This window comes from Janibacter sp. CoH_79_TC_3 (genome assembly GCF_058197955.1).
Genome location: NZ_JBXWIV010000015.1, coordinates 33614 through 56768, shown reverse-complemented (window position 1 = coordinate 56768; position 23155 = coordinate 33614). Strand labels below are relative to the sequence as shown.

17 protein-coding genes are annotated in these 23155 nt (G+C 38.4%); 8 read left to right on the top strand and 9 right to left on the bottom strand.

Annotated features, from left to right (window positions below; all coding sequences use genetic code 11):
* Nucleotides 1-280: 280 nt before the first annotated feature.
* From fhuB to AC2FA3_RS11710, 4 genes are all read right to left on the bottom strand, one after another.
* Complete coding sequence (gene fhuB, locus AC2FA3_RS11725; protein ID WP_490509714.1) at nt 281-2254, bottom strand: Fe(3+)-hydroxamate ABC transporter permease FhuB; 1974 nt, start codon at nt 2252-2254, stop codon at nt 281-283.
* Nucleotides 2251-3216 carry a TroA family protein gene (locus AC2FA3_RS11720; RefSeq protein ID WP_490509713.1) on the bottom strand — a complete coding sequence of 322 codons (966 nt, stop codon included), beginning with the start codon at nt 3214-3216 and terminating at the stop codon, nt 2251-2253. The genes fhuB and AC2FA3_RS11720 overlap by 4 nt, the downstream gene beginning before the upstream one ends.
* Nucleotides 3213-3977, bottom strand: coding sequence for an ABC transporter ATP-binding protein (locus AC2FA3_RS11715; protein WP_490509712.1), 765 nt, complete (start codon nt 3975-3977; stop codon nt 3213-3215). The genes AC2FA3_RS11720 and AC2FA3_RS11715 overlap by 4 nt, the downstream gene beginning before the upstream one ends.
* Nucleotides 3978-4069: 92 nt before the next feature.
* Nucleotides 4070-5221, bottom strand: a complete 1152-nt coding sequence (locus tag AC2FA3_RS11710) for a siderophore-interacting protein (RefSeq protein WP_490509711.1) — start codon at nt 5219-5221, stop codon at nt 4070-4072.
* A 350-nt stretch (nt 5222-5571) separates the two neighbouring features.
* On the opposite strand from AC2FA3_RS11710, the gene AC2FA3_RS11705 reads away from it, so the two are divergent.
* The 3 genes from AC2FA3_RS11705 to AC2FA3_RS11695 are packed head-to-tail and all read left to right on the top strand — an operon-like array spanning nt 5572 to nt 6729.
* A complete protein-coding gene (locus tag AC2FA3_RS11705; RefSeq protein ID WP_490509710.1) occupies nt 5572-5922 on the top strand; it encodes an IS630 transposase-related protein in 351 nt (116 codons plus the stop codon).
* The gene (locus AC2FA3_RS11700) at nt 5870-6409 is read left to right on the top strand and encodes an IS630 family transposase (RefSeq protein ID WP_490509727.1); all 540 of its coding nucleotides are present in this window, start codon (nt 5870-5872) and stop codon (nt 6407-6409) included. Before AC2FA3_RS11705 ends, AC2FA3_RS11700 begins: the two co-directional genes overlap by 53 nt.
* Before the next feature lie 20 nt (nt 6410-6429).
* On the top strand, nt 6430-6729 hold the full coding sequence (locus AC2FA3_RS11695; RefSeq protein WP_490509709.1) for a hypothetical protein: 300 nt from the start codon (nt 6430-6432) through the stop codon (nt 6727-6729).
* 92 nt (nt 6730-6821) lie between these two features.
* Here the strand turns inward: AC2FA3_RS11695 and AC2FA3_RS11690 are convergent, their stop codons facing one another.
* On the bottom strand, nt 6822-10067 hold the full coding sequence (locus AC2FA3_RS11690) for a DEAD/DEAH box helicase (protein ID WP_490509708.1): 3246 nt from the start codon (nt 10065-10067) through the stop codon (nt 6822-6824).
* A gap of 343 nt (nt 10068-10410) precedes the next feature.
* Here AC2FA3_RS11690 and AC2FA3_RS11685 point away from each other — a divergent pair, with 343 nt between their 5' ends.
* From AC2FA3_RS11685 to AC2FA3_RS11675, 3 genes are read left to right on the top strand one after another with little or no spacing between them, the layout of a single operon-like run.
* Complete coding sequence (locus AC2FA3_RS11685; RefSeq protein WP_490509707.1) at nt 10411-11961, top strand: site-specific DNA-methyltransferase; 1551 nt, start codon at nt 10411-10413, stop codon at nt 11959-11961.
* A 3-nt stretch (nt 11962-11964) separates the two neighbouring features.
* Nucleotides 11965-14655: a DEAD/DEAH box helicase gene (locus tag AC2FA3_RS11680; protein WP_490509706.1), complete on the top strand. Its 2691-nt coding sequence runs from the start codon at nt 11965-11967 to the stop codon at nt 14653-14655.
* 3 nt (nt 14656-14658) lie between these two features.
* Nucleotides 14659-14784, top strand: coding sequence for a hypothetical protein (locus AC2FA3_RS11675; RefSeq protein ID WP_490509705.1), 126 nt, complete (start codon nt 14659-14661; stop codon nt 14782-14784).
* An 87-nt stretch (nt 14785-14871) separates the two neighbouring features.
* Here AC2FA3_RS11675 and AC2FA3_RS11670 read toward each other — a convergent pair whose 3' ends face one another.
* Nucleotides 14872-15261, bottom strand: a complete 390-nt coding sequence (locus AC2FA3_RS11670) for a hypothetical protein (RefSeq protein ID WP_490509704.1) — start codon at nt 15259-15261, stop codon at nt 14872-14874.
* A gap of 193 nt (nt 15262-15454) precedes the next feature.
* On the opposite strand from AC2FA3_RS11670, the gene AC2FA3_RS11665 reads away from it, so the two are divergent.
* Both AC2FA3_RS11665 and AC2FA3_RS11660 read left to right on the top strand, forming a co-directional pair.
* Nucleotides 15455-19273, top strand: coding sequence for a hypothetical protein (locus tag AC2FA3_RS11665; protein ID WP_490509702.1), 3819 nt, complete (start codon nt 15455-15457; stop codon nt 19271-19273).
* 16 nt (nt 19274-19289) lie between these two features.
* Nucleotides 19290-21479: a hypothetical protein gene (locus AC2FA3_RS11660; protein ID WP_490509701.1), complete on the top strand. Its 2190-nt coding sequence runs from the start codon at nt 19290-19292 to the stop codon at nt 21477-21479.
* A 143-nt stretch (nt 21480-21622) separates the two neighbouring features.
* Here AC2FA3_RS11660 and AC2FA3_RS11655 read toward each other — a convergent pair whose 3' ends face one another.
* From AC2FA3_RS11655 to AC2FA3_RS11645, 3 genes are all read right to left on the bottom strand, one after another.
* Entirely contained in the window at nt 21623-21901 is a 279-nt protein-coding gene (locus AC2FA3_RS11655) for a hypothetical protein (RefSeq protein WP_490509700.1), read from the bottom strand.
* Between the two features lie 216 nt (nt 21902-22117).
* Nucleotides 22118-22381: a hypothetical protein gene (locus tag AC2FA3_RS11650; protein WP_490509699.1), complete on the bottom strand. Its 264-nt coding sequence runs from the start codon at nt 22379-22381 to the stop codon at nt 22118-22120.
* Nucleotides 22382-22399: 18 nt separating this feature from the next.
* Entirely contained in the window at nt 22400-22738 is a 339-nt protein-coding gene (locus tag AC2FA3_RS11645; RefSeq protein ID WP_490509698.1) for a hypothetical protein, read from the bottom strand.
* Nucleotides 22739-23155 lie beyond the last annotated feature (417 nt).

Genomic DNA, 23155 nt, shown 5'->3' with positions numbered 1-23155 from the left:
TTTTAATGACAGAGGATGATGAGACAAATTTGATGGGTTAAGGCGAAATAAAGCGGAGTATAAGCGAGACAGTTGCATCAATATTTCCAGCGCATAAGTTAAATGCTTATTATAATGATAATCATTTTCATTGCAATATATTGCTGCATTAATACTAAATATAGTTGTAAGATTAAATGGGGTTGTCCATCAATCTTAAATAGTTATCAATAGCACTGATGAATCTCAGTCCTATAATATTGTTTGAGAGTTAGCTAGTATTCTTAAAAATCTAGGCGCATTAAGCCTTAATACGCCGCATCAAATATAGGAAATATGCCCCCCCAATAATGGCAGCGATGGTGCCAGCAGGTATCTCATAGGGAAATATAAGATAGCGTCCAATCCAATCTGCTATGACCATTAAGCCCGCGCCTAAGATAGCAGACAATTGAATTTGACGTTTGAGCTTCACCGCGCCTAATGTGCTGGCAAGATGAGGAATCATCAGACCCACAAAACTGAGCGGACCCACTGCCAACGTTGATATCGTACTAAGTAATGCTACAAGAATGAGTACCAAGCTTTGATACAATCTCAAAGATACCCCAAGCTCACGGGCAATCCCACTACCTAGGCTCAATATCTCTAATGGTTTTATGACTATAAAGCTTAATAGGAAAAGTATAAAAGCCAACCCTACTAAAATCCATGCCGTTTCTGGACTGGCTAGATACGTAGAACCTGATAGCCAACTTAGCACCGCTTGTAGCCGTTGATCGCCAGATATTTTTACCAGACTTAATAAACCGCCCATCAATGCGGCAATGGCTACACCAACTAATAATAAATAAGCCGGATTGATACGACGGGCAAGCCATAAGATCAAACTGAGCACGATAAAAGCGCCCAACAATCCTGATAATATAATGCCTGTGTAGCCAAAACTGGGTAGGAAAACAAAGGCCAGCACCACGCCTATCGCTGAGCCTGAGCTAATACCAAGCACTTCAGGACTGGCCATCGGGTTGCGCGTCAAGGTTTGTAGCAGCACGCCGGCAGTTGCTAGCATTATGCCAGTGGCGGCTGCGCTTAAAGTACGAGGCAATCTAAAATCAACAATTAAATGTCTTAGCGTACTAAGCTGCCAGCCATTTGAAGTAGCCGTAAAGATAAGTACGCCTACTATCAACAGTATTAAGGCGATTCCCCAACCCATTAAGTGAATGTCACGGCGTTCTGAAACCAAGGTTGGAATAACCTCATCGGTATGTTGACGACTTTGGCTCACGATTAACCATATTACCAATGGCGCACCAAGTATGGCTGTCATTGCATCAGCAGGAATATTTAGGTTCAGAGAATGTTGTAATAGCGTCGTGGCATTACTGGTAATCCATAATAAAAGCGCTCCAAATCCATAACCCAATAGCAAACGGTAACCAATACGCCGTACCGAAAACACATTAACCAGTGTAGCAGCCCCTAAGCCAATAAAACCAATAGGGCCTACGCGACTGACGACAAGGGCGGTCAGTAGTGCCACCAATCCCACTACCAAACCACGAATGAGGTTGATAGGAACGCCCAAGCTTTTGGCTTGCCTATCATCTAAGCTCATTATTTCTAATGGTTTTAATAAAGGCATTAAGCTAATAAAAGCGACCACACTAGCGATGATTAATACGGCAGATACTTGCCAGTTATTCTGCGTGAGACTACCCGCCGCCCACACCATGACGTTTAAGGATTCTTCAGCATAATAGATCAATAATAAAGCGGTAATAGCACCCAATAAAATATTAGTGACAAGTCCACCAAGTACTAATACCAAAGGATTCATGCGGCTAGGCGCAGCTAGAAGAAAAACAATCGTCATACTACCAAGCGCGCCAACAAAGGCGACCCAAAAACTGCCCCCTAACGCTAAACTAGGCAGGAATAACGTGACAATGAGCAGTGCCATGTTTGCACCGCTACCGACTGCCAATGTCGTGTCTGAGGCCAGTGTATTCTTCACCAGCTGTTGTAATAAAACACTGACCAATCCTAAAAGACCACCAGAAGTCAATGCTACCAACATGGTCGGTAGGATTTGTAGCTGGATACTCATGTCTGAAAGCGATAGGTCAAAGGAGGGTGTGAACAATTCTAAAAAAGCGAGAGGCCATAGCTGATGTACGACTGCATAACTGCCTACTACTGCTATCAGTATTAAAAAAACGACCATCATATAAATGCGGTTAGCAGACAGAAAATTATTTTTATTCATCATAAATCGGTATTGCCTACAAAAATGACATTCGTTAAGCGATCGGCCAAGACATTCATAGAAGCCACGCCACTATTGTTCCATGTCGCAGGCAGTAAGGTAATGCAGCGACCTTTTTTGCTAGATGCATGTTCGTGATCAAAGGAATAACCCAAGCGCTGCCAGACTAAGCTGTCTTCTAGTTCAAGTTTGAGAAGATCACTAAGAGGTTCAACGACCACAAGGCAAGTATCGTCATCAAGCTGTGCTAAGTCTCCTAGCATAATGGGCATAAACCCCCATTCATTGCCATCTGCCAACGCCACTAGCTGTAGTCCCATCGTCTCTAAAGCAGGTTGAAACAAACTATTATACGAAAACATACGTAAATTATTGGTGTCGGCAAATTGCACGACAGCCAATTTTTTGATATGAGGATAACGCGCATGAAAAGTCTGTCCCGCTTTCATGATTTGTTTCTTACTGATGTCTAAATAATCTTGTGCGGCTTGCGGTTTATTGATAGATCGGCCCAATTCTAACGTGGGTTCTATAAAGTCCTCCCACTTTGCAATTTTGTTAGGACTGGTCAACTCAATAGAGTGGATAGGCAAATCGCCGTACATAGGACGCAGATGCGCATAAAAAGCGTTGTCTATTACCAAATCCAAGTCTAGCTGAGAGAACATTTCAGGGTTGGGTTGATAGCGTGTTCCTACGTCGAGAGTCGTATCGGGTATAAGAGGCTTACCGACCCATCCTCTATAGAAAGGTTTATCGCCCATAGCAACCGGTGGGTATCCCATGGCAGTCAGCGTCGCCGCAATGCCCCAATCGGGTGTCATGACTTTAGGCGTTTTTTGATTTTCTTGAGGCGACACTGCTTGTGGTGCTTGTGAGGTGGCGTCAGACGACTGGCAACTGCTTAATAATAAACTTGAGCATAATGCCACACATAGCCCGAACAAAAGGGTGAGCGCTTTCATATAACTGCGACTTTATGAGTAGTGGTAGGATGGGTTAGTAGGGTAAAATCGACACCAAATATCGAGCGCAGTACATCCTTTTCCATGGTGTGTTTGACATCACTCATATGGCACAGCTTGCCTTGTTTTAAGGCGATAAATTCATCACAAAATCTTGCCGCTAGATTTAGGTCGTGTAGGATAATGACAACACCTAGGCCTTGCTCATCGACCAATTTACGAATCAATTTTAACACTTCTATTTGATAGACCACATCGAGCGCCGCTAGTGGCTCATCTAATAGCAGATACTTCGTCTGCTGGGCAAGGCACATCGCCAACCATACGCGCGCACGCTCACCACCTGACAACGTAGATACTTGACGATCTCTAAAGGCGTCAACTTGAGTAAGTGCAATGGCTTTTTCTACGTGTTGACGGTCATCAGCAGTCGGTTTTTGCAGCCATTTTTGATGAGGGTATCTGCCTAACATCACAAGCTCATAGACTGTAAAAGCGCCCGCATCAGGTAGGTTTTGCGGTAAATAGGCAAGATGCGTGGCCAGTCTTTTAGCAGAAAAACTTCGCAAATCTTTACTTTCTATTTCAATGCCACCTTGCGTAGGTTTCATTTCTCCTGCCATGGCTTTTATAAGGCTGGATTTACCTGAACCATTATGCCCAATGAGCGCATAAAGTTTATTTGGTTCGATAATAAAAGAAGTAGGATGAAGCAAAACTTTTTTTTGACGTATTAAGCTTAAATTATTGATGTGCATCATAGTGAGCAGTCGAAAGTAAATGGGGGATTTTAAAGAAAAGCAGATGGTTAATGCAAATGATTTTCATTTTATTTATGAATATGCAGCAATTATTAAGCACGCCAATAGACTTTTATGACCATATCTTGACGGGATAGCTCAAGGGTTGCTTTTAATTGTTGTCTTAATGATTTGATGTTCGCCGCTTCAAGAGCACCCCATACCTTGCCAATCTTAAGAGGCAAGGTTGTTAATCTTGCATGTAATAAGCTTATGATTTGTTCAGGAATTTCGGTTGTCGGCGTCTTAATGATGTGAAGTAGATTGTCTTGTAGAAAATGCTCATCATGACCTAAGTGCTGACAAAGATTTAGAGTATGTAAATAACTGATGTCTTTTGGATCTTCAGTAATAGCAATGACAAGGGGCGGCAACGGATTCTGCCAGTTTTCTAATAGGTTAGCGATTGTAGGCAGAGAGGTTTCATCGCAAATTAATAAGCATTGACCCTCAAAGAGGTGTTCTATTTTCTCTGGATAGTCGCGCACTGTTTTTATTGGCATACCGCAGCTCAGAGAACGGGCCCAATTGCTACCTGGCGTGTCGCCATGGATATAAACATCTATCCAAGCTTGAACAGACGAGCTGATTGGATCTCGCCATGCTTTTCGCAGGGTATAGTAGCGCTGTAAAGGCTTATCCTTATTGAGGGTAGATAAAATATCAGAATTTAACTCAAATAAATAAGCGTAGCCGGGATGATTGAGTGGGATGTTATCGGGTGCTGTGACCACCAGTCGATACATATTAGGACTGACATAATAACCGTCAATCACGCTAAAGTGCTGTTCATGAAGTTTGATCGTACGTTTACCAAGCTTAGTAGCGGATGACTGCAATAACGCTATATATTGTTCATGTAGTGTCTCAGCGTCGCTAATAGGCACAAAAAAGTTGATAAAGTATTGATGATTAATGCTAGAAATGTTTTCAGCGAGGCTGTCATCTGTAGAACTGCTATCTTTTAACGCATTAGAGTTATTTTGATAGCGATTCATCGTCATAACATCTAACAGAAGACCGTCAGGATACAGTTCTGTTATTGATACTATATCGTACTCGCCGACTGAGGCAGAGGTAAAGGTATTGATAAACATCGCAAGTTCATCTTGATGCTCTTCATTAAGATGATGAATGAAGATAGCTTTATCAGCAATGGCTAATGGGGTTTTGTCGGTATGATAACGAGTAAGCGTTTCAGCCATAAAGGGTCATCCAAGCCAAAAAATCATATAACAGTTACTTCATATAACCGTCAAATAGATGGCATCTGAAAATATAAACAAAAATAGCAAAGGTTTAATTGATGAGTATCAGTAGTTGAGTAAGATGATAGAAATATATAAATCAGTATACAAATTGAAAATATAAGGATGTTACTGATAATCATTAACATCTAGATTATTATTACGTTAATTTGATTGTATGTCAATGTATTTATAATCATAAGCGGACTATTGTCATAGGATTCTTGGTATTTTCCTTTCGATGATATAGTCAATCTTAGATAAAATCGATACAATATTTATAACTAATTCATTTAGTGAAATAAACGATGACCTATTCAATCGACTTTCGCAAACAAGTACTGCGTAGCATTAAAGACGGTATGACCATTCGAGAAGCTGCTAAATTTTATCAGCTTAGCACAAGCTCGATTCACAGCTGGCAGCAGAGCTTAACTCCTAAAAAAACTAGAAATAAAGCACCGACTAAAATATCAAATGAAGCCTTACTGAAAGATGTTGAGCAGCATCCAGACGATTATATGTACGAGCGAGCACAGCGTTTAGGGTGCAGCAAGTCAGGCATAGAAGCCGCATTAAAACGCCTTAGCATCAGTCAAAAAAAAGATCTTAGAGCATCCAAAAGCCTGTCCGATCAAAATAGCGATATATCAGAATAGACTTGATGATTTTAAGCAACAGGGCTATACCATTGTGTATATGGATGAAAGTGGCTTTGAGGCTGAGACTATGCGCCCTTATGGCTATGCGCCGATAGGTAAACCTTGTATCGATCGCTACAACTGGCAAGCAAAAAAGCGAACCAATGTTATTGGCGCTTTGTATAAAAAGATGCTTTTTGCGCTTGATTACTTTGATAAAAACATTAATGGCGATATATTCTACGACTGGTGTAAATACACCCTAATCCCAAGTCTTAAAACCAAATGCGTGATTGTCATGGATAATGCCAGCTTTCACAAATGCGTTCAAAGATTGCTTAATAGGCATGGTCACCGTTTGTTATTTCTACCACCCTATAGCCCTGATCTGAACCCTATCGAAAAGAAGTGGGCACAAGCAAAGTTTCTACGCCAAGGATGGATGGAGAATAATCTATCTAAACTGTTTCATGATATAGGCTGTTCCAGTTTTATTGTGGATTGACTATATTTGATTTGAGAGAAATGCGCAAAATAGCAAAGCTACTAATTGATCGAGGTGCAAATCCTAGCGCTAGATATGATTGGAGTGGCATCGACGGATACACTCCATTCTTACTAGCCTGCGAGCTTAATGAGGATAAACTGGTCACTTATATGTTAAATAACGCTACTGAAGACTCAAAAGATGACATTATTAATACGGTATATAGGAATCGTAGAAATGGTCAAGCTGTGAGCTATGAAAAAATCTGTCAGCACTTTAAAACTGATGATGTAATGGGTATTGTAGACAGGAGTTTAACTTTAGTGAGTAGCGAGTAGTGATAGTATAAGTTAAACAGCTTTTTAGCCTCAGGTTTTCGATTTACTTGAGGCTTCTTACGTATATAGTCTAACTACATTAATAAGAAATATCACTGATTCACAATAACAGTCAGGTCTATGTTGCCAGTTTCTTTCAAATATTTTTCAGTGACTGCTAATAATCTTAGAGTGTCCTCAGGTGGATTAACAACAGACAGACTAGGTTGTACAATAAAAATCTCAAACCTTATGGGCTTTCTATTAGCCATACTCATTAAACTTTCAAGCTTTTCAATACTGCCTTTTTCAATCCTACTTCTCGATTGACCTAGACGTACTTTTGTCTGCCTGCGTAATAAATGATTAAAAAAGTCGCTACCCTTTTTTTGTTTCCAAATAACTGACTTCTGTACTTGCCCGCAAACCTCATAAAAATTATCAATACGTGCGCTAATACGACCATCTTTAGCATATTTCAAATGATGTAGCTGAATATAAATTCTTGACTCCTCATCTCTAATAGCAACAACATCCGCAATTTCACCTGACCCGTCATCGTCGTAAATAATATCAAAATCCTGAGCCTTCAAATCATTGATCACTTTATATTGAATAGAATCAATTATTAGTGGCTCAACGTGTTGCGACTCTTTGCCTATATCTACACCTGCCCAGTCTCGCGCTATTAACTTTTCGACTGGATATGGTGTCATAATTTGTTCTATGGTCGTGTACTCATTACCAGTTAGACGTGATCCGTCAGCGTACCAAACTGAAGGTGGACTATCATTGAAATAAAACTCTAAATCTACTTTTTTTGTTTTGAGCTTAAAATGTGCTTGATTAGTAGATATCTTAGTAATCAGATATCTTGATTGCGCTTGTCCGTCTACTTCCTCAACTATAATAGCTTGTTTGAACTCAACTTTATGGCTAGGTGTCTCAATTTCAAAAAGTATCTCGTTATTGCTACAATTGCCTAAATTAATTGAGCATTCAGATAAGTTAATACTTTGATTATCAATCTCTAAGTAAACATGCGACTCAGAGTAATCCGTATAAATTTCTTCATCCCAATCAATCATGATTGGTACATTATCAGGTAAGCTATTAATCTCTTTGGGTTGTAACGTGGCTTTTAGAACCTGATTCGGATCAATGCTTTCGTCGTTTAAGCTGTTACTCATTTTTTCACACCATGTGACGAAATTTTTTATATTACCTCGGCGTTTACTCCATATTCTGCCTTTAAATGAACAACCGATAGTTACCTTATCACCTTCCTTATAACCAGTACCTGATACGAATGACTTTTCAGTGCTTCTTAGTGTTGAATCAGCTATCGCTTCTTCAATGTCTGAGCCGGAACGCATTGTAAACCTGATGCTTTTGCTTAAAAATTCTTTTAACCCTACGTTTTGTAATTGTAATCTATTGATACCATCTAACACTCTAAAGACATCTATCTTCTTTATATGAAGTGGTGCGACTAAGATTGCTTCAGCCAATTTATCAAAGTTGTCGTCTCTATTTGAATCATGTATAAACAAAAGCTTTTCTTCTACGTTGTAGTGCAATACCATTAAACGCCAATTTAAACCATAGATTTCTTTGTAGTTCACCCAGTCAATATTAACTTTATCAGCAGTGATGATTACTAAAGTTTGATTTGCTTCATTGTAGTCGCTAAAGTGATATTCACATTCTTCGAAACTTTGTAAACCTTGTTCAAACCTATCAAAATAAGCTATGCTATTTTCACTTATATTTCGATATACCATAGCGCTCATAGCAAAGCGGATATTTTGGAATGGTATTTGACTGTTGGCTAAATCTCTAAACTCATGTATAAATTCGTAAAACTCCATCTCCTCTGATGTGGCATCTGTACTATAAGCAGCAAGCAGACTGTTCCAATTTGCATCTCTAGCATACAAATCGCTTAATTCCTCTTCAACAGTCACATCAGCGATATTCGCTACAAAGCTAGCGGTTCCTAGCTGATTGTCTAAAGAACTTCTTGTAAACCTGCCCGCAAACTGTAATGTAATAGGTAAACTTTTTCTAATATCATGAAATGCTGCTATTTTAAGATGAGGTAAGTCAAACCCTTCTCCTAGCATATTGACAGCAACTATTACCTTATGTTTAAGATTGATGATAGCGTTTAAAATAGCTTTTTTATCTCGTATTGATGAATGAACTAAAATGGGGTTTAAATCAGTGAATTCAGCATAGATTCTAAACACCTCTTCAGCTTTGCTTTTAGTCGCACACCTTGCCATTAAAATATGATTATGACCATTGGCTATATCTTGACGTAATCTTGCCATAGCCGTGTGTGCAATAACTTTATCAGCTTTTTTAAGGTCGTATTCTCGAATAGGTAAAAAGTCGATAGGCTTAAAATAACCTTGGTCTTGAGCCATTTTTAGGCTGAAATTAAAGATGACTTTGCCATTAAGCGCTTTGCCATCCTGTCGAAAAGGGGTCGCCGTAAATTGTACAACTTTGGCTTTATTAAATTTACTTAATACTCGCTCCCACGAGGTTGCTTTGGCATGATGTGCTTCATCCACGAATACATGTGTAAAACGCTCAGCAATTTGTAATAAATCATCTGAATTATAGCCATCCATGATACTCATGGTAGTGACAATCACATTAGAGTTATCAATAATATCGAATAAGTCATTAAGCACTGATACGCCCTGATTGATAATGCCTACTATAGGATTTAATACATCCTTATCAAGAATGCCAAATGCTTTCAGCAAACCGAACGTTATAAACTTCTCTGTTAATTGATTGCGCAGTGCGTCCGATGGCACGATAACCAGTAACTTTTCACATCTTTCGACAGCCAATACAGACAGCATGGTTTCTGTTTTGCCTGTACCCGTTGGCATAACAACGGTAGCCATCTGACTTGATACTTTTATATGACTTAAAATGGCATATAAGGCTGATATTTGCGGTATTCTTAGGCCCAAAACTTCATTTGACGTATCTTCTTCTTTAAAGTGGAATTTATTTCGCCAAGACTCTCTTACTTCCGCTGGCGTGTGATAGATTTTATTGGGGTGCTTTAGCCACTCTTTTAATTTAACACTATCGAAAGAGTTAACCGTTAACTGTTTATCGCAATGGATAACGTATTCAAAGCCTTCAGGAACTCTGTTGTTATCTCTAACGAAACAATATTGAACTTCACCATCATGTATAAGGCTATAACCTTTGTTCTCAATAATCTCGTCAAAATTTATAATTTTTCTCGGCTCAATGGACAAGTGGTAACTATTCTTACTTCCGACTTGTTTTGTGGATAGACTTAATTCTGGTAAGGTTAGTTCCATCAGTATAATTCCGCTTGGATAGAGTTGACGTTGATCTATCTTCTTAAGTGATCTATGTTTTTTGATATATACATTCCAACTCAAATATACCAACACCCAACAAAAATTGATATATACAAAGCATCTATATACGACAATTAATGTCGCAACGACTCAATTCAACCCTGAAAAAAATCCAACAATAGATTAAAGTAGCTCTGCTAAAGCAAATGCCCAAGATATTGTATTACAGGTCAATATGTGGTGAGAGCAAGCGGGTTATATGATAAATTACCACTCAGAATATTAAGCATTAAACATGCCAGCCATTTATGGCTGAAAATAAAGAAGGAAGTGAGGCGATATGCCTATATTGAATTGGTTGAATAAAGAGCAAGCGTTGACCACAGCGCGTGACTGTCCTTATCGTCTATTAGAGTCGGTTCCCGAATTATCGTATGGCGAGTCAAATACTGACAATATGCTCATCCAAGGCGATAACCTCGATGCATTGAAAGCACTCATTCCTACGCATTCAGGAAAGGTAAAGTGCATCTTTATTGACCCACCTTACAATACCAAAAGTGCCTTTGAACACTATGACGATAATTTAGAACACAGCAAATGGCTATCGATGATGTATCCACGCTTAGAGCTATTGCATCATCTACTATCTGAAGATGGCTGCATTTGGATTACACTCGATGATTCAGAAGCTCATTATTTTAAAATAATAGCAGATGAAATTTTCGGAAGAAGAAATTTTGTCACAACTTTTATATGGAGAAAAGTTGATAGTCCTAACGATAATAAGGTTGCTATTACACCCGACCACGATTATGTCATTTGTTATGCTAAAAATATCCAACAATTAGAGTTTAAGAAAAAATCTGATAGTTCGATATTGGTTGCATATAACGAACCAGATGAAAATTCAGATCGTCCTTATAGGGATAGACTTCTCAAAAAAAATGGTAAAAGCAGTCTAAGAACGGATAGACCTTCAATGTATTTTCCAATTAAAGATCCTGATGGTAATGATGTTTATCCTATTCACGACGATGGACGAGAAGCACGTTGGGCAAAAGGTTTAATAACTGTAGGGAACCTCATAAAAAAAGAAGAACTGGTTTGGAAAAAAAGAAAAGATAAGTGGATTCCTTATACAAGAGAATACGCTCCAGAAGACCCGACTAGACCTTGGCCTACAATCTGGAATGACCTTGATACAACAAGACAGACTAAATCTCATTTAAATAAATTACTGGGTTATGAATCAATTTTTGATACACCTAAACCTGAAGACTTAGTTGCAAGAACGATCAGTATGACAACAAAACCTGATGATCTTATTTTAGATTCATTCTTAGGCTCTGGAACAACTGCAGCTGTGGCTATGAAGATGAACCGTAAATTTATCGGTATCGAGCTTGGCGATCATGCGGTCACTCATTGCCAGCCAAGGCTAACAGAAGTAGTCGATGGCGAGCAAGGTGGTATTTCAGAAGACGTCAACTGGACAGGTGGTAGTGGCTTTAAGTTTTATCGCTTAGGTGAAGTCATCTTCAATGAAAACGGCTCTTTAAGAGAAGGTATCAGCTTTGATTCGCTTGCGGCGCACATTTGGTATGGCGATACTCGGCAAGCGCTACAGCAGTCTACCAAGTCACCGTTACTTGGTGTGCATAATGGTATTGCTTACTACCTACTTTATAACGGTATTTTAGGTGATAAACGTTCTAACGGTGGCAACGTACTCACATCGAAAGTGCTGTCAATACTACCACCACACCCTGAGGACCCCGAAAAAGGTAAAAAAGTCATCTATGGTGAGACGAGCCGAATGGGAGAAGCCCGTCTCAAGAGTGAAAATATTATATTTAAGCAAATACCATATGATGTGAAAGGAAGATAAGCGATGTTTGAATTAAAGAGCTATCAGCAAGGCGCACTTGACACACTTACGAGTTTTTTTCAGCGTTGCCGTATGGATGGCGATATTGACACAGCATTTCAGCAGACACTACAGGATAATAATTTTGTAGAAACCCCTTATCGCGCTTACTCTTTTGATGATACGCCTTATGTCTGTATTCGTATTCCGACAGGTGGCGGCAAGACTGTACTAGGTGCTTATACGGTCTCTATAGCGGCGACCCATTATTTATCGCAAGATTTCCCCATTGTATTATGGCTAGTACCTACTACTACCATTCAGCAGCAGACCGTTTCGGCGCTCAAGAGCAACCCAGACTATACCGAACATTTAAACCGAGCTTTTGCCAATCAAGTCAGTGTCTACGATATTGCTGATGTCAATCAAATCCGTGCGCAGGATATTGGCAACAGAACAATTATAGTTGTTTCTACTATTGCCAATTTGCGAGTAGCTAAGACGTCTGATCGCAAGGTCTATCAGTATCATGAAGACTTTGAACCGCATTTTGCCAAACTAAGTCGTCAACATCCCTTTTATGACAAGCTTGAGACAGTCAGTGAAGATGATGTCTCTGAAAATGGTTTGACCGTCAATGATATAGGCAAGATAAAGTATTCTTTTGCCAACTTATTAGCGCTATATAACCCCTTAATAATCGTCGATGAAGCCCATAATGCTAGGACGTCATTAACCTTTGACACTCTGAAACGTGTGCATCCTGCGGCTATTATTGAGTTTACTGCTACTCCTAATACATCAACGACCAATGGTAGTAACATCTTATATCATGTCTCAGCGGCGCAACTAAAAGCTGAAGAGATGATCAAGCTACCTATCATTTTGACCGAGCATATTAATGGCTGGGAAGAAGCGGTACGTGATGCGGTATTAACACGCGATAGATTAGCGATTAGAGCACAAAAAGATATCGACTATATACGTCCCATCGTCCTACTACAGGCAGAGAATAAGAACGGCAAGGTAACGGTTGAAGTACTCAAAAAGTGTCTAATTGAAGATCATGGCATTACTGAGGATAAAATTGCGGTAGCTACAGGGACACAGCGAGAGCTAGATGGCATTGATCTTTTTGATCCTAACTGTCCTATCGAGTACATCATTACTATAGAAGCTTTAAAAGAAGGCTGGGATTGCTCATTTGCCTACGTATTCTGTTCAGTCAAACAGGTGTCTTCTAGCAAAGATGCTGAGCAGTTATTAGGGCGAGTATTGCGGATGCCTTATGCAAAGCGCCGCGTGATAGAAGACTTAAATAGAGCTTATGCCCATTTGGCCACCACAAGTCTGGCACAGGCAGCAAAGGAGCTGACAGATAAACTTATCTCAATGGGTTTCGAGGAGTTGGAGGTAGCAACGTTCCTTCGACAGCAAGATGCCAATCAAGGTGATTTATTTGGTCAGATAGATAAAGATGAAGCGGTAAATTCGAAACCTAAATTTACGCCACCTTCTCTGATGGTTGAGGTGCAGGAGACGATAGATACTACCGAGTTATCAGAAGAAGAACGCAGTAGCATTAAGATCTCTGAGGTAGATGGTCGCCAAGTGGTCACGGTTACGGGTAAAGTCTCAGAGCCGTTGAAAAAAGCCATTACCAAAGTGGCCGTTGAAGATAAAAAAGAGATTGAGACTTCAATTGATAGGCATAACCTCAGTGTACATGCCGCTTTGTCACCAGCAGAGAATGGAGTGAAATTTGCTCCGCTACCAAGATTGTGTGTCATGGTTCAGGGTGAGCTTGAACTGGTTGAGAAAGAAGTATTCTTGGATATATCAGGTTGGAATCTATTAGATTATCCAGCTAAGCTCGACTATCAGCCTCACGAGGAAACGAAAAGCTTCCTAGTCGATGTAGAAGGCAAAAAAGTTAAATACAATCTTGCTCATGAGTCACAAACTTTAAATCTAAACCTGGCTAATACCGAAGTGACCCAAGATGAACTTATAGGCTGGCTAGACCATGAATGTCGTCAAAGTGATGTCACTCAGCGTGAAATGACGAGTTTCTTAACTAAGGTAATCAACCAATTATTGCAAATACCGTCACTAACACTCACTACTCTCATACGTAATAAGTATCCACTTTCTCGTTCTATACAGGAGCTAGTATCTGCATATAGACAGCAAGCAATGACTAAAGGATATCAGCAAACCTTATTCGCAAATGATGCTGACGTGCTTACGACTTATGATTTTAGTTACGAATTCAAAGCAGATAATTACCCAACACGACCACCTTACTATTCAGGTAGTTATGCATTTGACAAACATTATTATCCGCAAATCGAAGACATGAAATCTTCAGGTGAAGAGTTTGATTGTGCTCAGACTATTGATCTACTACCTCAAGTGAAGCATTGGGTGAGAAATCTAGTCAGACGTGGGGAAGCTTCGTTTAGCTTGCCACTGGCACATACCCACTTTTATCCTGATTTTATAGTTGAATTGCAGGACGGTCGTATCTTGGTGGTGGAATATAAAGGCAAGCCTTACGAAACCAATGACGATTCAGCAGAAAAACGTATGGTAGGCGAACTTTGGGCGAGTCATAGCCAGGGTCAATGCTTGTTTTTAATGGCGGTTAAAAAAGATGATAAAGGTCAAGACGTGCGGCATCAGATACTTAATGTTATTGGGCAAAGTAGCTAACCTATGTATAGTATGCTAACGGACCTAGATAACCTACCTAATCCTGAAGATCTAGCCATTAATATTATCGATAATATTGAGGCTGGACTAGCAAGCTTTAGTGCTGTGTTAGATGAAATTGAGGGTTAGTTCCTTACTCCTCATTAATGAAATTGATGTAAAAAAGACGCCTATATATTTTATAGACGTCTTTTTATTCGCTTGAATATATTTGGGTTACATACAGAATTTTCGTGCGAGATTATTTACTACCTGTTGAGGTATTATGTAATCAGCTACTGCTTCGTCTAAACTTTTAGAGTCTTTGTCACCCTCTATTCTCGAATATCGAGGATTGTCACAATTCACGTTAATAATTCCTCTGAATTCGCTCATTTTACCGTTAGCTGTCAATGCTACTAGCATAGTTGAAGGTATGTTTTGTTTAGCGCCAATATAACTCTCAACAGCCATGGGATAGGCTGTCCAAAGCGTTGAATACACACCTTCGTGTTGGTCATCTAGTATGGTAATACCTTTAGGAAAACTAGGCGCTGCTATAGCAACAGTAGAAATAAGTGATGAAAGTGTTAAAACAGTTATAGACAGTAAAAAAGGTGATTTCATAGTCACTCCAATAGTAAAATTAATGTTACGCAATTATTGCTTAGTAAATATAGCACAACAATTGTGTTTTTTTATAATGAACTATAAATAAGCGACAGTACATGTCGCGAGCCAGCTAGCTAACTATTGTAAAGATCTCCGAACGTAGTAGATTAAGTGTATTGAAACCAATATTACTAATAAGGAGATCCAGATGACATTATCTATAAAAAGGCAACGTGCCCATCCATTTGAGAATTTCAATAGTGCTCAGCTATTACAAGAGCCAAAGTATTTCGACAATCCGATATCTCAGTTATTGGCTCAGCACCTCATATTCGAAGATAGAAACGATGGGAAATTTCTGCCGATTCCTTTTCCGACAGGCATAGGTAAAACTCATAATTTAATTGCCGTAGTTCACGAAGCCATATTGCATAGAGTCGTAAGACAATTGTCATTGAAAAATGAACAGAGTATAGATGAAGAACCTAACAAATTACCTCTGTTCGTCTTTATAACCAACTCTGTGAACAACGTCAAGGAGGCCTATGACAAGTTATGCGGATTCATAGATAAAGATAATCGTCTAGACTCGGAACAGAAAAAATGGCTGAAATCCCACCTTGTATACTCTCCAAAAGCAGCTACTTCTCTTCAGTCTTGTATCGAAGATGACTCCATCAGTGAAATATTAGAGATTTTTGATATTAGCAATCCTATTATTCATGACAACTTAGCTAAACTCCGCATTCAGTTAGAAACTCTCGAGCAAACTAAAACCGAAAATTATTTAATAAAACAAGCATTTGAAGATAATGTCGAACAGGTGCTAGTTGAAACCTTTGGAGTGATATTTAGCAGTATTGTTAAGAAGCAAGGAGACGCAACGTCTGCCAAATTGACTGCATATGAAATAGAGAAAGTCTCTACATTAATTCCCGCTATAAAGATGGAGTATAACCAAGCGCAAGCCGTGTTTTTAACAACCAGTAAGTTTCTATTTGGCGTACATCAAACCAAAGGCAAGTATCATTTTGTCAATGATATGGGTAAGCACACCTTGGTTATTGATGAAATAGACCGTCAGAATGATGAGATTTTAGGACATTTAGTAAAATCAGTGCAGAATGATTTACTTTCAAAAGCCAAGACTATCCATAGTAATCTACAATTTAGTGATTTATGTCGTAAACCTCAATACCACGGAATTACGGATCTCATTGCTGACTATACTGAAGGGTTAACAGGCTTTATCACCAAGCATCGATTGCACCTTAGTTTTAATATGGCTGATGACTTAAGCAATACAAAGCCTAATCCTCTACTTTTCTCGGATAAACTGGCAACCCACTTTACTAATATTAATAAGCCCTTATATTTCTCAGAAGACAGTCCTAACTATCAAAACCTCATATTTACTAAAGATGGAGTGACTGAGCAAACTGATGAGAACGATGATAGTAATTTGCTATTATTTAGTCCTTTCTTAAACGAACTCGATCAATGGGCGAATAAGCGCTTTAACTATCTAATAATGAATGCTGTAGAGCATTTTAAAAAAAATACTCGCGGTCTTAATGAGGAAGCTGACGATGCAAGTAGCCAAGTAGCTATTGCTAGCATTTTGCATCAGCTTAACCTGTATGAGCTACAAGGTGATATTCTTCAGCAACTGCGCGTACTTTCTGGTCGCAAACATGCATATCAGGGTCATGACGGAACCTATCACACGCGCGGTATCAGCTTAATTGAAATAGATCGTCCACCTAATACTAAAGATAGTGTTGTTTTTTATCATCATGGATTTGAAGTTTCTCCCACTGGAATGATAGCAAACTATGTAGAGCAAGGAGCAACTGTAATTGGTGTTAGCGCTACTGCAACCTGTAAAAGCGTCATTCATAATTTCGATATAGATTATCTTTCATATAGATTGGGAGAGCACTTTATCGCTCTAAGCGAAAGTGAAAATCAGTCTATTGCTGATTACTATCATATGAAGCGTAATTATAAAGATAATAGCGTTATATTACATACGCCAATAATTGAAAACAACGTAACGTTCTTGCTCGAAGCCTATTGTTCAGTCAAATACGCTAATCAAATATCTAATATTGATGAACCTAACACCTTCGAGAGAACTAAAAAAAACCTCTTACTTGATTTGAACTTAATTGATGACAGCAATAAAGACAGTAGTAAGTCTGGGTACAAATTAATTTGGTTGAATAAACTGTGTCAAGCTATAGAGCAGTTTTACCATAGTATAGAGCATGGTAATCGCTACATGATGGCAATGCTAAATCGTTTCCTAAATAAAGAAACTAGAGAGTTTTTAGATAAATATATCAAAACTTTAGATAAGCAATACTCTATAGGTAATGGCAACATACAAACTAAACTCTTTTCTAGAGTAAATGCTCACTACCTTAAGACTAATAAGTTTGAGAATGAAGTACGAGCGACACTAAGCGAGAGCCATAATCGAGTCATTGTATTAACGACTTATCAAACACTAGCATCAGGCGCTAATCCTGATTATGAATTTGCAGAATGGGAATCAGATAACTTAAAACTAGTAGCACCCACGTCATACGGTAATCGAACTGATATTGACACCATGTACTTAGAAAAGTGTACTCACATTATCTCAGCAGATGATAAGCCACAAAGAGCACTAGAGTCTAGATTAACGTTACTGGCTCAAGGGATGGCACTGAAAGAGGCTGGTCAATTATCAGAAAAGGCGCTTTATAATTGGACTCATAGCCTAATTGAATCTGGCAGTGTTACGAATGCCTGTAAAGATCTCAAGAATAAGATATACAACCTCAAAAACTCTGACTACATATCTGCTTGTTGTCGTGATATTGAGCAGGCTATTGGACGTAGTAATCGTACAGCCCATAAACGCCCACACATATACTTAATGTACGATGAAGATCTGATACCTATCTTAGCGCAAGATAATCGTCCTAATGCAATTGTATCGCACGAATATCGTGCTCTCGTTGATGATGCAAAAGAACAATACAAGTTAAACGGAGACAACATATCATCAGACGATAGGGTTACGAAAGACAAACGTTTGCAGAGTATGGCAACAAAGGTTTCTGCACGTACCAATAAACATATCAATACGCTACTAAAAAATATCAATGAGCTCTCATTAGCCAATAATAAAAAGCGTCAAACTACTATTGAGAATTGGAAACAGATGCGAGATATCATCGCCGTTAACCCAAATCATAATAATAAGCCTATGCATCCGAATGGACGTTACTATCTAGAGCTGCCAGAGCCTAAAAGCGGTTATCAATATAGTTATGAGAATGAGACTAATTTTGGTAGTTATCGATTCTTTGATCAAAGGTGCAACCGTGAGGTATCAGAGCGAGATTGCCGACTTGATGTAATAAGAAAAAACCCAGTTATCGCAAACTATTTCAAACAGAAGGGATATGCCACTCATTGGTCCGTCAATGCTAACTACGTTATGACACCGCCTATGTTCACCAATATTTATAAAGGGTTTTTAGGAGAAGCTTGTGGTACTGCTATCTTAGAACACTACGATTTTAGGCTGTCTGAATTGTCAGTAGAAAATTATGAGGTTTTTGATAATATCATTAGCTATGGAAATCAATCCGCTTGGATCGATTTTAAGCATTGGGATAAAACAGCTTGGGGCCAAGTACCAGAGGATGTAAAACGAGCCGCAATGAATAAGTTTGTAAAAAAGATAGATCAGTTAAGTCAGTGCCGTACAGTTAATCAGCCCATTGAATCTGAGAAGGGCCAGTATACTGATATAGAAAACCAACCTATTAATAAACTCGTTATATGCAACCTTATGGATGATCTGCAAGAGACTGATCAAGAGGAAAGTATCAGATACTACGATGCCGACTTTTTAGAAGCTAGTCCTAGAAATGCAAAAATTATGACGATTTCAGGAATAATAGATTCGAAAGATGCTGGAACAAATCTATTTGCAGTTAATGCTTTGAAACAATGGTTAAGCGAATAATAAAAGGAATAAAAACATGAGCATCCCTACTAATAAAGTCGATTTTGAGCTTAACTACGAACAAATAAATAAAGACTTCTTCATTTATCAAATCAACGCAGACAGTCTAAAGGGCGAAAACTATAAATTAGTAGTAACAGGAGTATATGAGCTAATCAGGCCACTGTCATTAATTAGATCTGACTTAGGTCGCTATTTAGTGTTGTGTCTTCATAAGATAGATGATAGAGCAAGTTATCCCAGTTTTACCATAGACCAGGTTCATGACCTTTACGATATCAAAGATCGTGATATTGCTAGAATGTTGATTCAAGCAATACCTGTTCTCAAGCAGCTAAAATTAGTTTCAGCTGATGACACAAAGAACGATGAGTCATCTAGCCAAACTGATAATAGTATAGTTAATGATATTCCAGCCTCTGAAGGTGTTGGATTATACTATTTTCAGGATATAGAAAATATACTTAATAATAAGGTAGTTCGCGCTTTTGAGATAGATATCAAGCCTTATAAGTTTGATTATAATGAGTCAGTTATCACTATAAAAGGGGCAACTTTTACCCCTAGAGATATGCATAAAAGTAAAAGTGATGATTACCCTGCCAAGATTTTAAAGCACCCAAGCTTTAATGTGACACCGTTTTTGGAGCATATAAAGAAAGGAAAATCTAAGTCATTATCTAATAATGATATTGATTACATCAAGCGAGGGGTTCAGCTAGGTGCCAAACAAGTACGTATGTCTAGTGATATGATCATCGTTGATAGCAAAAGACCAGATAAATTCTTCAAATCCAAAGCTGGCGTGTTAGCACAATTTCAACGTGATATTAACCATCTGCTAAACCCCTACATTAAGCTTAACTGGAAGGCCTTACCTACTTCGTATCGTCGCTTTTCTACAGATACTAATACCGACCAAAACTACAATCGCATTTATAAACTACTTGCTGCTCAACAGTTTTATATATGTGATGTAGATTCAGGTAATCCTGACTATGCAAATCAAGTAAAACAGTATTTAGAGTCAAAGGGCATTACAGCTACAATCGAAAATGATAACTTGCCAGAGTTTCAAGTCGAGAATGCAGAGTATAATCAGCCTATCCACTTCATCATTCATCATGACAAAAACTATTACGACAGTAGAGAGATAACAGATCCTTATCAACAGTTTGCTCAGGCAATCAAAAATAAGCGTTTGATAAAACAAAGTTTGACGATAGAGAGTCTCTTCGGTGATAAAGGTAAGCTTAATAAGCATATGCTTGATAATAGCTTAACTGAAATATTAGTAAAGCTAGAAGTTATGCTCGAAAAAATGATTCTAAGTAAGCCATTATTAGCAGACTGGCAGTGCATTACTGGCGTCTATGAAGAAGATGACAAAGGTCGTGGACCTAAGACACCTACTGGATATGATGTACTCAACTATTATGTCGATCACAATAGCCTTAAATACTGCAGGTACGAAGATATCGAATCAGAAGCTTTTAATATAGAGGATATGGTCAGCTCTATATTAGGCGAAGACTACGTATTGCATAAAGATGACCATCTTATAATCTGTAATCCTCATGGCGATCGCATTGCTTATCTTATCCGTGAGAGTAACTGCTTACCATTACCACAATTTATGAAAGTCGATACCATTATGAAAAGGCTTCACAAAGCACATAGTCATGGTTTTGAAGTTAAATGGGCAAAAGAATACTTAGCACTGATTGGCGATGAAAAGGTTTTTATTAATAGTGATAAAAATCCAAATATTGTTAGTAAACTCAATGAGCTGATAGAAAGCCATGTAGGTGAAGCGAAGCTAACTTACAAAACGTTTAATCAGTACAAAATTGGTTATCGCAGTCGAGAGGATAAGGATTTTATCGATTGGCTTGATCGTACCCATGGGTATTTATTCAATACTAGTCTGCGGGGTAAGGAACAAGGCTACCTTGAAGCCGTCAAAGGATTTTTCTATAGCAAAGAGACTCAATCTTACTTTTCTGGTTCAACCTCTAATCTAAAAGCTGACATTACTAACTTCAATATAATGAGAAGGATTCATTCAGAAAAGCCTTTGAGTGAGTCACCTGAACAATTATTTGAATTAATGAATGCTTACCATATTAGACATCGTCAGAGTACGGTGTTGCCATTTTTATTTAAACATTTGAGAGAGTTTGTGAGGATTCAGGAAAGTTTATAGTATGTATTTCGTAGGTTGAATGCTATCTGAACCGCCCCGAGTATATCGGAGAGTGATTTACTTGAGTCAGGCAGCGATGCCTGACAGGGTTAAATTATCATAATACCGCATATAAAAATAGGACACTCTATTTTAACCGCTAATTACGGCAATCTTGGATGGAATTTTTTCTCAGCATCTTCTTTTCTAGCTAGATCAAAATCAAACCTTTGATGCTGTTTTTTATAATCAACTACATCAAAGCCTGATTTATGATTATATATAAAGTTATCAATATCATTTCGAGTAGCGTTCAGTGCATATTTTTCATTAATAATCTGAGCGATAGTTGAGGAACTATTCATAAGAATTAGTTTTTTTATTTCCTCGAAGTGAGGATCTAACTGTTTGTTAATGCTAATTTTATTTTCGGCATTATGCATAGCGCACCATCCTTTTTTTAGTTAAAAAATAAAGATGGTGTATTATCTAGAGAGTTAATGATTTCCACTAAAACTCTACCAGTGTTTTAAAGCCATTCATTTGGGAAAGAGAATGTATTATCTCGTTCTACTGACTGACTTCTGACATAACACCATCTTCTTTAAAATTATTATTACTAACAGATGTATTTTTATCCTGCATATTAATAGCAGTGTTTATACATCTTCAGCATGCAAGCCAACCTTAACAGCGATAAAGCCAGTACGAAAGGCCGTATCAGGATGGACAGTTTCACCAGGCTTCTCTTTATTTTCAAAGCCTCTTTTTAAGAAATGAATAATTGAGGCTTGGCTTTCTTTAAAGCTAGGATCACTTTTTGCCTTTAGGCGAAAGCTCTTTTGCTCTTCAAGCATTTCTGCATAAATTATATCACGGCCTATTTGCGTGTTGTGGTACGGTTGAAAGCCTAAACTCCCCATACCCATAATCACTTTATGCTAACGATCATCATCAGGTCCGTATTGCTTTATCACATTATCCCAATGCGCCGCCATGTCATAAATATTTGACTCCATACCATCCTTACTAACGGTATGAATAGCATCGACGGTTGGGAATTCAAACGCCATCACCATCGCTCCTTTTTTTCCCGGAGTTTGATTGGCTAAATGCTCGGCCATGGTGTGACGTTTACTGTCAATTTTTCTTTGGTCAGCTAGATGGCTATTCATAGCTACCTGAGCGACCATTGCCGCCTTTAACAGACGATCTTTCTCCTGCCGTTCTTTCGGCAGTTTTAAAATAAATACGGACATAATTGGGGTTGTTATTGCCATTCTTTTCTCTAGGGTCAAGCAATTGCCTCGTCACGTATTGAACGGGTTTGCCGTCCTAGTCAATTTTATAACCAAAATCTTTAACCACCAAAAAACGCTTATGTTTGGCTCAGCGGTTGCCTTAGTCTTTGATCGATAGTCTTCGCTTTCACTTAACTCATCTTTTAGCTTATTAAACGTTATGAGAGAGTCCTTTTTTATCGAGTTTTGCTAGTAATATTATTGAGAGCAAGGCTTTACGTCCATACACTCAACTATGCGATACTGAATACAACATCTATACTATCCAAAAACACAGTGACGATAACAATGATATGTACAACGCCACCCGCTATAGAGCTAATAAAGATGGCTGGCATCGGTGAGAATTAGAATAAGAACAATCCTAAGCATTAGTTACTAACTATTCATACATTT